A 14305-nucleotide genomic window follows, 5' to 3' on the forward strand; every position below is an offset into this window, starting at 1 on the left:
GTAAATTTTCAGCGTTGCTGGCTCCCCGTCAGCCGGATTGGGTTGCATCGCAGGGGTGTCGAAAGAGTCAACTGCGGTCCAAAGCTGTTGGACTTGGGTGAAAAGGGCGTTTATTCTTCCTATACGTTGTCGGCAGCGGGCCAAAAAGGAATACGTCCATGCCCATCGAGGTGAAACCGGCTGTGAGCGCGGGTTCAAGCATATAGCCCGACAGGCGCGTATCCTTGCCGATCACGACACGATGGCGGTGGTCACCGCGACGAAAGACACGGCCAGCCGCCATGCCGACGCGCAAGGCGGTTTCCGCCGTCATCGCGCCTTCGTTGGCTTTGCCACGAATACCGTCTGTGCCGAAATATTTGCGCACCATAAGGTCGATTATCCTGTCGTCGGGTCGCCCTCAAAGGGGACATGCCTGCTGAACCGCGAATATAGAGAAATATCCCGAATGTGCAGTTAACGAATTCTTGCGGTTTCTTTCAGCGCCGCCAATACCGCCAGCCCGTCGCGCAAGGGGCGCGGCTCGTGTGTGCGGATGAAGTCAGCTCCACCTGCGGCGGCGGCAAGCTCTGCAGCGAGTGTCGCGGCCCCGACATCCCCCGGACCACGGCCTGTGAGCGCGCGCAGAAAGGATTTGCGCGAAACAGACAGAAGCACCGGCAAATCGAAGCGCAGCCGCAATTCATCGAACCGCGCCAGCACCGAGAGCGAGGTTTCGGGAGCAGCCCCCAGAAAAAACCCCATGCCGGGATCAAGGACAAGGCGGTTGCGTTTGATACCGGCACCCGTCAGCGCCGCGATGCGCGCGTCAAAGAACGCCGCAATGTGATCCATGATGTCGCCAGCGGGTGCCTCGCGCCGATCTGCCTGCCCGTCTTGCACCGAATGCATAACGACGAGTTTGGCAGATGATTTCGCCAATTGCGGATAGAACGCAGCGTCTGGAAAACCGCGAATATCATTGAGATAGGCCACACCACGCGACAAGGCATAGGCTTGCGTCGCGGGTTGATAACTGTCGAGCGAGACGGGAATGCCATCTGCCTTGAGCGCGTCCAGCACCGGCGCGATACGCGCGATTTCTGTGTCGGACGAAACAGGCGCGGCGTCGGGATTGCTGGATGCCGGACCGAGGTCGATCACATCTGCCCCCTCGGCCATCAGCTTACGCGCCTGCGCAATGGCTGCGTCTGGCGCCAGATACCGGCCTCCATCGGAGAAACTGTCCGAGGTTATGTTGACGATGCCGAAAATGATGAGCGATTTATTCATGGGGGCTTCTATAATAATAATAATCGAGCATGAGTCTCATACGGATGCTCGGGTCGAAAGGGAATCCCCAGGCGAGTAACCTGTTTGCGGTGATCCATTAGCTGCAGGAGCAGAATAGCATACATCTGGAAGCAAAGCCAGGAAAGCGGCCTATGGAGCTGTGCGGCAGCGCTCAGTAGGCAATTTTTCAAAATATTGTTAAGCCTTTTCTGAGCATGGTATTTTTCATGGTATTACCAATTAGCAGGAAAATAAGCCATTGAATATAAAAGATAAAAATGTCTTGTTTACAATATTGTGGGTAATATTAACCAAAGTGTTGAATCCTTGGTGAAGACTAGCCACTTATTGGCTCCTTTTCCTGAAGCCATGATCGATTCAGCATTCTTTGATCGCTTTCATGCCTATATCCCGGGTTGGGAAATTCCGAAAATGCGCCCGGAATTCTTTACCAACCGTTATGGCTTGATCGTTGATTATCTGGCTGAGTTCTTCCGGGAAATGCGTAAGCGTAGTTTTGCGGATGCCATTGAGAAGTACTTTAAGCTAGGGAATAACCTGAATCAGCGTGATGTGATTGCCGTTCGCAAGACGGTTTCTGGATTGATGAAGCTGCTCTACCCACATGGTCAATTTAACAAAGAAGATGTACGGCAATGCCTGGAATATGCGCTGCAGGTGCGCCGTCGGGTCAAAGAACAGCTGAAAAAAATTGGGGGGATGGAATTCTATGATGTGCATTTTAGCTATATCGACAATGACACCCTAGAAGAGCATTTTGTTTCGGTAAAAGAGCAGGGTGGAGGTGGACTTATTCCCGAAGGTCCTGCTAAACCAGGCTTCCTGTATACCATTGGCCTCAGTAATAAGGGCATGCCAGGCTTATACCGCTTAGAACTTCAAGTCACTAAAGGTTCAGGAAAATTGGCGACATCTGGCTTATGGAATTCAAGTAGTGCCAAAGAACAGGTCAAGATTGCTTTTGATTACTTCAAGGCCAATGCATCCCGGATCTCGGGGGGCAGTAAGGTGCTGGAACATGATTTCCACTTACATGTGGTGGAATTACAGAATACCGGCCCGCTCAGCCATCTTGCTCTGCCAAGTTTAGTGGCTTTCGCTTCTGGCCTCTTAGGACGATCGGTACAAAGTCAGATGGTGGTACTGGGTGATATGAGCTTGGGTGGTTCAGTGACACCGGTGGAAAGTATTGCCGAATGTCTGCAAGTTGCTTTTGATGCGGGTGCCAAGAAGGTTGCTTTACCAATGAGTAGTGCGGCAGATATCCCAACGATTCCTGTGGAACTGTTTACCAAGTTCCAGACCAGCTTTTATGCAGATCCGGTGGATGCGGTGTTTAAAGGGTTAGGGGTGGATTAATTTCATATCTGTCTGGAAGAGTTACAGTAGATTGTTTTAAATTCAGTTTCTCAAGTTAAACACCATGTTGTAAAAGCATAATACTGCCTCTTTTAAAGAGCTAGTATTTTAGGGGGGATTACCCTTCATTTTTTTTGATCAGATATCTGTTGTACTTTGACAGGATTTTGTTGATCTAAATATTTTTGATACCAAACACGCAATGTTTCAGGAGTACAACCGATTTTAGGATCAATAGCTGTGATTGCTGCCCAAGTAGAAGGATAATCTTTTTCAGATTCAATCAATAATTGAACCGCTCTTTCTCTGATTTCAGGGGGCAATTTTACTTTGCCATTTGTAAGGTAAAAGGGGTCAATTTTAGAATGCCGTTGACAATGTATCGCCTTTTGAGTTTGAAGCAATGTACAATGATAAGATTAACCCGTTAGGTCAGGTGGCCTAACTTAAATAAAAAGTCTCCGACAAACCCGGTACGGTTCACTATCTATTGTTATTCTTACCTGAAATTGATGTGAGCTTATAGAGACAAGGTAAATTTGCAAAAGTGCCGGCTATTCAGTGTTCATTGAATGTTTAATTTAATTTATTAAGCTTGACCTTGGAGTGGCTCTAAGCCTTATACTTGGTACAAATTTTTCGATTGTTATGATGATGCGTTCTACTACATGGATTACAGTCTTGGTTGGATTGTTCATGTTCCAAAGCTTTTGGAATGTGGCGGCGGCCTTTTGTGTCCATGAACAACAGCCTCAATCACAGCAGAGTTATCATTTTGGTCATCACCAAAATACCTTGTGTGCCAGCGATAGTCGTCAACACGATCATAATGGACAGTCAGAAAACATAAAAACATTCAGTAGCGATTTAGAAATCGGTGAAGATCATCAAGATCATCTACCATCGATGACGCATTTGATTGTACAAAATGAAAAAGTAGATGTGTTTCATCCAAGCTCTGAAGTTAAAGTGAATCCACAATTTCATTGGAAAAACAGCTATCAGGCTCCTGACCTGTTTCAACAAAGCCCACCTCCCGAATTTTCCCCGCTCATGGTGGGGTAGCCTAAAACATTCCCACCACTTTTATTATTTAAATAAGTGGGAAAAATCATGTCTTCACAATCAATTATACTCTTGCGTCATAGCTTGGTTGCTTGTATATGTGCAGCGGCTATGCAATATAGCTATGCTGAAAACGTTACCAGCTTTGAATCCGCTTTAGCAAAAGTACAAAGTTACCAGACTCAAGACAAGCTGTGGCAACAAGTTCAGCAAATATCTGAATTGAATATTCAGCAAAGTCGGTTATGGCAGAATCCAAGTATAAGTTTAGAACAGTCTGGCTTTGGCTCAGGTCAAGAACAGGAATTCAATGTTGGCGTTAGTCAACCTCTAGATCTATTTGGTCAGCGTAAGCTGAACCGGGTGATTGCCAATACCTCGAATCAACAAATCCAATTGCAACAGCAATTATGGAAGGCACAAAGCCAACTGATTGTTAAATTTGCATGGTCGCAATTTGCACTTGCTGAGGTTGAGCAGTCTGCTTATTCAGTACAGTTAAAAACAAGTAAAGCCAATCTGGACAGTGCCCAGAAACGCTATCAGGCAGGCAGTATTGCCCTGGTTGATTTTGAGCGTACCCAAATTGAAGCGCTAGAAATCCAACGACTTTATCAGCAAGCGATGCTGAATAAACAAGCTGCCGGTCGTCAGCTGTCTAATTTGTGGGGGGGAGAAACATCTTCACATCTTCAATTGAATAAAACCGCTATCCCTTGGCCAGAGCAAAGTCTCCAAACTGTGCAACGGTATATTGCTGAAGGGTGGCTAGAAAAATTCTATGCCTTGAACATTCAGCAATCGGATCATCAAATTGAAAATTTAAGAATTCAGGCACGTCCCAATCCGACTTTAAATGTAGGCATGAAACGTAGCAAAACCCCTAATGAAAGCAACGATACGACTTTGGCAATCGGCGTGGCTATTCCACTGAATATTTTCAACCGCCAGCAATATGCGATCCCGATGGTCCAGCAACAGCAAATATTGCTGAACCAACAGCAGCAGCGTGAGCTGAAGCAACAAATACTCAATATTGCCAACAGCGTGCATCAGCTCAAAGGTTTACGTAGCCAGTTCGATGCCACAACAGCACAAGTTACTTTGGCGACCAAAGTTCAGAGCCGTACTTTACAAGGGTTTCAGGCAGGGAAACTGTCCATTACCGACGTTCAGCAAGCAACCACCCAACTGCAGAATCTTCGATTGGGTCAATTACAAATTCTACGTCAAGCTTGGCAAACTGCCCTCGCAGCTGAGGCACTCAGTATTGGCACAAGTTATGAAGAAATTAGCCGTTCGGATGCCTATACACAACTGAATAAAAAGGCAGTCGAAGCATCGCAAAATTTAATCAATGGGGGAGCACGATAAAATGAACGCCAAGCAAAACGGAAAAATATCCCAGTCTCTCATGATTGCAATTTTGATTCTGATTACGGTCTTGGTCAGTCTGGTTATTTGGTTAAGTTCAAAAAAAACTGAATCTGAGGGGCATGGTCATGATGAGGGAAATGCCGAACATTCTGATGAAGATAGTTCTGAAGAAGGACATGCTGAAGAAGGCGAAATACAACTGACCAGCCAACAAATGGTTGAACAAGGTTTAAAAGTTGCTGTTGCATCCACAGGATTGGTTGAAAAGCTGACAACCCTGCCAGGTAAATTGGTGGTGAATACCGATCAACAAGCGCATATATCGCCTAATTTTAGTGGTCATGTCGAGCAGGTCAATGTGGCTTTAGGACAGAGCGTGCAAAAAGGACAAACGCTGGCTGTACTAATCGTGCCTGAACTGATCGACCAACAGGCAAATCTGCGTATGGCACAGGTGAATCTGGATTTGGCCCGTAAAGATTACCAGCGCGAACAGCAACTCTGGTCACAGGGGATTTCTGCCAAACAGGATTACCAGCGTGCCGAAAATGCCTACCGTCAAGCGCAGATTACTGTCCAGTCCTCACAAGCACGTTTAAATGCATTAGGTGCAAGTGGCAATAACAATGGGCGTTTTCTGATTAAAGCACCGATCTCTGGGGTGATCAGTCAAAAAGATATTGTGGTCGGTGAAAATGTGCAACTGGCTAATCAGCTCTTTGTCATTGAACAGCTGAAAGATTTATGGCTTGAGTTTAATTTGCCGAATCAATTCTCAGGTCAACTGCAAGCCGGGCAAAAAATTGACTTTAAAGTGAATGATTCAGATCAAATCTATAAAGCTACTGTACAAAGCTTAACCTCTCAGGCAGATGTACAAACAGGGCGTCTGGTGGTGCGCGCAAAACTCGATGCGCAAGCTACTGAGTTGCGTTCTAATGTGTTAGTGAGAGTGTTGATTCCGGAAGCTACAGCAAAATCAGCCCTTCGGATTCAAAAGTCTGCGCTGCAAAGTATTGAAGGTGAAGACAGTATTTTCATCGTAGATTCAGAACAAAAAGGTCAAGTCCACTTAAAAGCACAGAAAGTGCAATTGGGGCAGGCTTCAAGTGATGGACAATGGCTTGAAGTGATTTCTGGGCTGACTGAAGGGCAGAAGTATATCGCTCAAGGCAGTTTCTTGTTGAAATCTGAATTAGAAAAAGACGAGGCAGGCCATGAACATTAATTCTGATCTGCCAAAACCAGAAGGTTTATTCGAACGAATCATTCAGTTTTCCATACAAAATGCGATTTGGGTGTTGCTCTTTGTCTGTACCTGGATTGCGGTCGGGGTGTATAGCTATCAGAAACTCCCGATTGATGCTGTACCCGATATTACCAATACCCAAGTCCAGATTAATACTCAAGCCAAGGGTTTTACTGCGCTTGAAGTCGAACAGCGGATTACCTATCCCATTGAAAATGCCATGGCTGGCATTCCGGATCTGGAGCTTACCCGTTCCATATCCCGTTATGGACTCTCTCAAGTCACCATTGTCTTTAAAGATGGGACTGATATTTATTGGGCCCGTCAGCAGATTAACCAACGGATACAGGAGGCGCAATCTGAGTTGCCTGCACAAATCGCACCGACGATGTCCCCCGTTTCTACGGGTCTCGGTGAGATTTATCAATGGGTACTGAAGGCAGATCCGAATGCGAAAAAGCCGGATGGAACTGCATACACGCCGATGGATTTGCGTGAGATTCAGGACTGGATTGTGCGTCCTCAACTGCAACGTGTTAAGGGAGTTGCAGAGGTCAACAGTATTGGTGGTTTTGAAAAAACCTATGTGGTCTCTCCCGATTTAAACCGGATGCAGCAACTGAATATCTCATTAGAACAACTGCAACAGGCTTTAGCGCAAAATAATGAGAACCGAGGTGCAGGTTATATTGAAGACAATGGTCAGCAATTGACGGTACGTGTACCGGGTACATTCAATGGGCTTTCTGATATTGAGAACACCATGCTGGGTAGCCCAAATGGCAGCCCAATTCGGGTTGGTGATATTGCGCAAGTCTCTATTGGGCATGATTTAAGAACCGGTGGGGCAACCTATAACGGCAAAGAAACCGTTTTAGGGATTGCCATGATGGCGATGGGTGGAAATAGCCGGACTGTTTCTAAAGCTGTGGATGCCAAGCTTCAAGATATTCAGAATAGTTTGCCTAAAGGGGTAGTGATTGAAACGGTGTACGACCGTACTACCTTGGTTGAGAAGGCGATTAAAACCGTTCAGAAAAACTTGGTAGAGGGAGCAATCCTGGTCATCATCATTCTGTTCCTGTTTTTAGGGAATATCCGTGCTGCCTTGATTACTGCCTGTGTCATTCCACTCTCTATGCTGTTTACCTTAACCGGGATGGCACAGAAAAATATCAGTGCCAATCTGATGAGTTTAGGTGCACTCGATTTCGGCATCATTGTCGATGGTGCTGTGGTGATTGTCGAAAACTGTATCCGGCGTTTAGCCCATACACAGCAACTGTTAAAACGACCTCTCACACAAAGTGAACGCTTTAAGGAAGTTTTTCTGGCTGCCCGCCAAGCACGTCGTCCTCTTATTTTTGGTCAGCTTATTATTTTGGTGGTGTATTTGCCGATTTTTGCTTTAAGTGGTGTAGAAGCAAAACTATTTCATCCGATGGCTTTAACCGTTGTTCTCGCACTGGTGGCAGCTATTATTTTATCGATCACCTTTGTGCCCGCTGCAGTTGCTTTATGGGTTAAAGGGGAGATCAAAGAAACGGAAAGCCGTTGGATGATCTGGCTCAAAACCCGATATCAACAGATATTGGATGGAGCCTATCATTACAAAGCGGTGGTTTTAACTTTTGCCATTTGTCTCCTGGTCATTACGGGTCTGCTCAGCACGAAGATTGGCAGTGAGTTTGCACCCCAGCTGAGTGAAGGTGATTTTGCGGTACAGCAATTACGTTCTCCAAGCACAGGCTTGGAAGAGTCTTTACGTATTCAGGAAAATACCGAAAAGCTTTTACTGAAAAACTTTCCCGAAATTAAAGCTATATTTGCCCGTACCGGGACTGCTGAAGTGGCGACAGATGTGATGCCACCGAATATTTCCGATGGTTATATCATGCTGAAACCACGTGAGGAATGGCCAGATTCAAAAGAAAGCCTAGATGCACTTCGAACCCGAATGGAAGCTTATCTTGCGACAATTCCCGGCAATAACAGTGAGTTTTCTCAGCCTATTGAGCTACGTTTTAATGAACTGATTTCAGGTATACGCAGTGATGTGGGGGTGAAGGTTTTTGGTGATGACATGCAGGTTTTGAATACTGAGGCTGCAAAAATCGCGAAAATCATTCAGCAAGTCGCAGGTAGCAGTGCGGTGAAAGTTGAACAAACTTCGGGTCTGCCTTTACTCAATGTAGAGATTGATAAAGCTTTAGCTGCCCAGTATGGCTTGAGTGTGAAATCTATTCAGGATGTGGTGGCTGCAAGTATTGGTGGACAAAGCGTGGGAGAGATTTTAGAAGGCGATCGTCGTTTTGATTTTGTTATCCGTCTTGGAGAGCAAGACCGTAGTGTCGCATCTGTTTCCCAGTTACCTATTCAGCTTCCAAATGGTGGCAGTATTTTATTGTCGGATGTCGCGCAAGTCTCGACCATTGAAGGAATCAACCAAGTCAGTCGAGAAAATGGTAAACGCCGAGTTGTGGTTACAACGAATGTTGAAGGGCGTGATTTAGGGTCTTTTGTTTCTGATGTACAGACACAGCTCAAAGCATACACTTTGCCAAGTGGTTATTGGATAGAATATGGAGGTCAGTTTGAAAATTTGGCTTCAGCCAAAGCACGGATGCAAATCGTGATTCCACTGGCTTTAATCACTATCTTTATTTTACTGATGGCGGTCTTTCACAATGTCAAAGAAAGTCTATTGGTCTTTACCGGGGTACCCTTTGCCTTGACCGGTGGTGTGCTGTTCCTTTGGCTAAGGGATATTCCATTATCGATGTCAGCTGGAATTGGCTTTATTGCCTTATCTGGTGTTGCAGTCCTCAATGGACTGGTAATGCTGACCTTTATTAAGGAATTAAGGGACAAATATCCAGTGCATAAAGCCGTGTGGCAAGGGGCTATTTTGCGCTTAAGACCAGTGTTGATGACAGCTTGTGTGGCTTCACTGGGTTTTGTACCAATGGCGCTGGCAACCGGAACAGGGGCTGAGGTTCAACGGCCACTGGCAACCGTAGTGATTGGCGGGATTATCTCTTCAACATTACTAACTTTGGTGCTGTTACCCGTGCTTTATCGTTGGATAAATGAAAAGAAAGTTTCTTAATCCAATAGATTAGTCGATTTACAGCAGAGATATTGGCTGTTATCCAATATCTCTGCTCATCATAAATAGAATAAGGAAAATATTTTATGTCAGAACATCATGATCATGGCCATGCGGTTGTTACTGAAGAAAATAGTAAGAAGTTAATGGTTGCCTTAGGTTTAACGACTACTTTTTTAATAGTAGAAGTTGTCGCTGCTTTTATTACCCAAAGTTTGGCTTTGTTATCTGATGCAGCTCATATGTTTACTGATGTAGCCGCTTTAGCTATTGCTCTTGCCGCTATCAAAATTGGTAAAAAAGCCGCAGATGATAAAAGAACTTTTGGCTATCAGCGATTTGAAATTTTAGCGGCTCTGTTTAATGCGGTGATGCTTTTTGTGGTAGCAATATATATTGTATATGAAGCTTATCAACGTTTTACGAACCCTGCTGAAATTCAAAGTGTTGGAATGATGATTGTCGCGGTCATTGGTTTGGTCATAAATTTGATTTCAATGAAAATCCTTTCTGCTAGTGCTGAAGGAAGTCTAAATATAAAAGGTGCATATTTAGAAGTTCTTAGTGATGCTCTAGGATCGATAGGCGTGATTATCGGAGGAATAGTTATTTATTTTACCCAGTGGATGTGGGTTGATACCGTAATCGCTGTGTTAATTGGCTTCTGGGTCTTACCTCGAACTTGGATTTTATTAAAACAAAGTATTCATATTCTGCTTGAAGGAGTTCCTGATGAGATTGATATTGAGTCGTTAAGAAATGATTTATTGAAGCTAGAGGGCGTTGAAGGGATTCATCAGTTGAAAGTCTGGGCTATATCCTCAAGAAATATTCATTTAACTGCTCATTTGGTTGCTCCGAATAGCAATACAGATCAACTCTATCAAAAGGCCTTAGAAGTTCTAAAACATAATCATAATATTACTGAAATTACGTTACAAATAGAAAATACGAAATGTAATACATTGAACCAACATAAACACTAATTTGGACTTTAGTCTTCATATAGATGTTTTGTGTAACTTTAAAGTATACCCTAAAGTTACAATCTGAAAGTTCATGAAATTATGTATCATTTAAATGATTTTTAATCATAAGTAACATGTAACTTTAGTGTTAAAGAATTATAATTTACGAAATTGTTCATTTTTATCCAATTGGGGCGTGAAAAAGTGAAAGGCCAAAAAGTAGGGTATGTCCGGGTAAGTTCTGTCGAGCAAAACACTGGACGTCAACTTGAAGGAATTGAGGTCGACCGGATTTTTGTTGACCGTGCTTCAGGTAAAAATACTGACCGACCTAAATTTCAGGAAATGTTGAACTATGTCCGGGAAGGGGACAGGGTGATTGTACATTCAATGGATCGTTTTGCGCGAAGCCTAAAAGATTTGGTCACTGAAGTAGATAAACTGGTCAAACGAGGGATCGCCATCCAGTTTGTAAAAGAAAATATTACTTTTACAGCCGAATCCACCCCGATGGATAATTTGATGCTTCAAATGATGGGTGCTTTTGCACAGTTCGAACGTGAGATCATTTTAGAGCGGCAAAAGGAAGGAATAAAACTCGCCTCTGCTCAGGGGAAGTACAAAGGTCGGGTGCATAAACTAAAGCCTGACCAAGCTGAAGCTTTACGACAAGCATGGAAGGAGGGGACGTATCCATCGAAAATGGCATTAGGGAAAGCTTTTGGGATTAGTCGTCAGGCGGTATACCGATATTTACAAGTTAGTGAATAGCTTATTGGGATTAGCAACTAAATTTAGTTTAACTTATAAAAATCATGAAACACTGTTCGAATTTTAAGCGTGGAACGTGAAAAATCACAAAAAAAGCTCACCTTGGGGAAGGTGGGCTATCAACTAGAAACTACAGCATTGATTTCTAAGTGGAATTATAACACATTACGTATAAGGTGTATTATGTTAATTTTAGAAATTCTAAAAAAGGGATAGTTTTTAACTATCCCTTTATCTTGTAAAAATTATCTTAGTAATAATACTGGTTTTGTAGAACTTGATAACAATTTGGTCGTCGTACTACCAATAAAAAACTGGCGTATCTTTGAATGACCATATGCACCAATCACAATCATATCAATAACGTTTTTTTCTTGATAATCCAATATAGATTTCTCAACATCACCTTCAAGCACACTATCAATGACATCAAAACCATTATTTGCAAGTAGCTCTTTTGCCCAAGTGACTTGTGATGTCATATCACTATTTGGCTTACCAACATATACCACATGAGCTGTCAGGGTTTTTAATAAAGGGCTATTTGCAATTTTGTCTACACAAATACGTGCAGTAGGACTTCCATCAAAAGCAATTAAAAATGACTGAGGTGGACTAAACGGTGAGGATGTGATTAACACGGGTTTATGAAGAGCACGAACAACATTTTCAATATGGGTTCCAACTTTACTGGAATTGTGCTCGGTTTCAGTTCCATACTTACCCATAACAAGAACTCGAATATCCTCTTCCATTCCCATGATTGTTTCTAAAAGACTGCCATGGCGTTGAAAGCTTTGAGCATCAATAGAGAACTTCTCCAATAGATAGTTTTTTGCTTCCCGAAGAAGAATTTGGCCATGCTCTAGCTCAATTTTCCCCTTACGTTCTTCCAGTTCAACCAACTCGTTTAGCAAGGTTTCTCGACTTCCTAGACCAATTGCACCACTTAAATCTTGTGGTGCTTTCGCTTTTGGCTTATCAATGACATGCAATAACTGAAGAGGTGAATTCAATTTATCGCTAAACCAAGCTGCATAATCACAAACGGTATTTGTTGCTAATGATCCATCAATACATGCAATAATTTTTGACATAATTCATCCCTCTTAGTGGCTATTTAAGCGATCTAAAGCATCTGGCTTATCATGGATACCAAACTTATCGACTAACGTTTTACTGGCTTCATTCATTCCAATCAGTTCGACTTCTGTTCCTTCACGTCTAAACTTAATGACCACTTTATCTACGGCAGCGACCGCAGACACATCCCAAAAGTGAGCCTGACTAACATCAATCACAACTTTTGAAAGTGCTTCTTTGAAATCAAATGCAGACGTAAATTTATCTGCCGAGCTGAAGAACACTTGACCCGTCACCGTATAAGTACGGGTACTTTCAGGTTCATTAAATTCGGACTGAATTGCCATGTAGCGTTCAATTTTGTTAGCAAAAAATAATGCAGAAAGAAGAACACCGACTAATACGCCATAAGCCAGGTTATGTGTGGCAACAACCACAACCACTGTCGCTATCATTACGATATTGCTAGAGAAGGGATATTGGCGAATATTGCGCAGTGAATCCCAGTTAAATGTTCCGATTGAAACCATGATCATTACGGCAACCAGTGCAGCCATTGGAATGACTTTGAGCCAGTCACTGATAAACACCACCATAATTAACAGGAAGACCCCCGCACTAAAGGTAGATAAACGGGTACGACCACCAGATTTCACATTAATAATTGATTGACCGATCATGGCACAGCCTGCCATTCCGCCTAAGAAGCCTGAAGCGACATTGGCAACGCCTTGTCCTTTACACTCACGGTTTTTATCACTGGTGGTATCTGTTAAATCGTCGACAATCGTTGCTGTCATCATAGATTCAAGCAAACCGACGGCTGCTAATCCCAGTGAATAAGGCAAAATAATAGCTAAAGTTTCAAGATTTAAAGGAATATCAGGAAGCAAGAAAATTGGAAGAGTATCTGGTAATTGCCCCATATCACCTACGGTTCTTACATCTAAACCAATGAACAAGGCAAAGAGCGTGAGGAGTACAATACAGATGAGGGGAGAGGGTAAAAGCTTGCCTATTACTGGGATATAGGGGAATAGATAAATAATGGCTAAACCACCAATTGTCATCGCATAGACATGCCATGTCACATTGGTGAGTTCAGGCAATTGGGCCATAAAAATTAGAATAGCCAAGGCATTCACAAAGCCAATCACAACCGACTTTGACACAAAGCGCATCAATGCACCTAATTTTAGATAGCCTGCTAGGATTTGAATAAATCCTGTCAAAATTGTGGCTGCTAATAAGTATTGCAGACCATGCTCTTTAACCAGTGTGACCATTAATAAAGCCATAGCACCAGTTGCAGCAGAAATCATCCCTGGACGACCGCCTACGAAAGAAATCACCACGGCAATACAGAATGAAGCATATAACCCTACCTTAGGGTCGACACCTGCAATAATTGAAAAGGCAATTGCTTCAGGAATTAGAGCCAAAGCAACAACAATACCCGCAAGAACATCCCCGCGAATATTGGAGAACCATTGTTCTCGAATAGTGGATAACATGAAAATAGCCTATTTTTTTAAATTTTAGGAAAGGCTAGTGATGTGATATATGACACACAAGCTACTACACCACATCACTAGACAGTGATGAGTTATTTACTGTTTTAAGAGATAAATAAACTTATGGTGGCGTAAGTGTCATATTAAGAAAGATATCTATTTTGGAGGGTTTCGGGGGCAATGATAGCAGTTAGGCCCTTTTCTATCCACCCTAACCGCAGTACTGAAGTAAAAGTAAGAATGATCATAGATAATTTTAGAATTGATTTATGTCCATTTAACATAATGGCTGTTATACGAAACGAGAGTGTTAGAACCCATTTAAAGTGTCTATATTCTCACCAATAAAAATGTCCGGTTTCTCCGAGGTAAAATATGACTTTTGAACAAAAATAAGCCATTGTTTATTCTTTTTATTTCCAACAAAATTCCAGAACTCATCTACTTCGAGAGATTCATAATGACTTTGCTGAGGCTGAATTTCATAGGTTGATTCAGTTAAAGTACGTAAAACTTT

The 14305-nt window shown here is 43.1% G+C and carries 10 protein-coding genes and 3 pseudogenes; 7 read left to right on the forward strand and 6 right to left on the reverse strand.

Annotated features, from left to right (window positions below):
• Positions 1-67 precede the first annotated feature (67 nt).
• A complete protein-coding gene (locus FTV41_RS12720) occupies positions 68-370 on the reverse strand; it encodes a phosphoglucosamine mutase (RefSeq protein ID WP_000251875.1) in 303 nt (100 codons plus the stop codon).
• Between the two features lie 86 nt (positions 371-456).
• A complete protein-coding gene (sul2, locus tag FTV41_RS12725) occupies positions 457-1272 on the reverse strand; it encodes a sulfonamide-resistant dihydropteroate synthase Sul2 (RefSeq protein WP_001043260.1) in 816 nt (271 codons plus the stop codon).
• Between the two features lie 297 nt (positions 1273-1569).
• On the opposite strand from sul2, the pseudogene FTV41_RS12730 reads away from it, so the two are divergent.
• Positions 1570-2652 (forward strand): annotated as a pseudogene (locus FTV41_RS12730) (BREX system Lon protease-like protein BrxL); the annotation flags it as partial.
• A gap of 128 nt (positions 2653-2780) precedes the next feature.
• Here FTV41_RS12730 and FTV41_RS12735 read toward each other — a convergent pair.
• Positions 2781-3011, reverse strand: a pseudogene (locus tag FTV41_RS12735) (hypothetical protein); the annotation flags it as partial.
• A 292-nt stretch (positions 3012-3303) separates the two neighbouring features.
• Here FTV41_RS12735 and FTV41_RS12740 point away from each other — a divergent pair.
• From FTV41_RS12740 to FTV41_RS12765, 6 genes are all read left to right on the forward strand, one after another.
• Positions 3304-3717 (forward strand): cation efflux protein, CzcI-like, encoded by a 414-nt coding sequence (locus FTV41_RS12740; protein WP_225530251.1) that lies wholly within the window; start codon positions 3304-3306, stop codon positions 3715-3717.
• 48 nt (positions 3718-3765) lie between these two features.
• On the forward strand, positions 3766-5091 hold the full coding sequence (locus FTV41_RS12745; RefSeq protein ID WP_150378253.1) for a TolC family protein: 1326 nt from the start codon (positions 3766-3768) through the stop codon (positions 5089-5091).
• A gap of 1 nt (position 5092) precedes the next feature.
• Positions 5093-6322: an efflux RND transporter periplasmic adaptor subunit gene (locus FTV41_RS12750; RefSeq protein WP_016658777.1), complete on the forward strand. Its 1230-nt coding sequence runs from the start codon at positions 5093-5095 to the stop codon at positions 6320-6322.
• On the forward strand, positions 6312-9452 hold the full coding sequence (locus FTV41_RS12755) for an efflux RND transporter permease subunit (protein ID WP_096902762.1): 3141 nt from the start codon (positions 6312-6314) through the stop codon (positions 9450-9452). The genes FTV41_RS12750 and FTV41_RS12755 overlap by 11 nt, the downstream gene beginning before the upstream one ends.
• 86 nt (positions 9453-9538) lie before the next feature.
• Positions 9539-10438: a cation diffusion facilitator family transporter gene (locus FTV41_RS12760; protein ID WP_150378254.1), complete on the forward strand. Its 900-nt coding sequence runs from the start codon at positions 9539-9541 to the stop codon at positions 10436-10438.
• A gap of 186 nt (positions 10439-10624) precedes the next feature.
• On the forward strand, positions 10625-11191 hold the full coding sequence (locus tag FTV41_RS12765) for a recombinase family protein (RefSeq protein WP_120376091.1): 567 nt from the start codon (positions 10625-10627) through the stop codon (positions 11189-11191).
• Between the two features lie 245 nt (positions 11192-11436).
• Here FTV41_RS12765 and FTV41_RS12770 read toward each other — a convergent pair whose 3' ends face one another.
• From FTV41_RS12770 to FTV41_RS12780, 3 genes and pseudogenes are all read right to left on the reverse strand, one after another.
• Entirely contained in the window at positions 11437-12288 is an 852-nt protein-coding gene (locus FTV41_RS12770; RefSeq protein WP_179996658.1) for a universal stress protein, read from the reverse strand.
• A gap of 12 nt (positions 12289-12300) precedes the next feature.
• On the reverse strand, positions 12301-13788 hold the full coding sequence (locus FTV41_RS12775; protein ID WP_005146104.1) for a SulP family inorganic anion transporter: 1488 nt from the start codon (positions 13786-13788) through the stop codon (positions 12301-12303).
• 388 nt (positions 13789-14176) lie between these two features.
• Positions 14177-14305 (reverse strand): annotated as a pseudogene (locus tag FTV41_RS12780) (IS1 family transposase); the annotation flags it as partial.

This window comes from Acinetobacter sp. YH16051 (assembly GCF_013417135.1).
In the GTDB taxonomy this organism is placed as follows: domain Bacteria; phylum Pseudomonadota; class Gammaproteobacteria; order Pseudomonadales; family Moraxellaceae; genus Acinetobacter; species Acinetobacter towneri.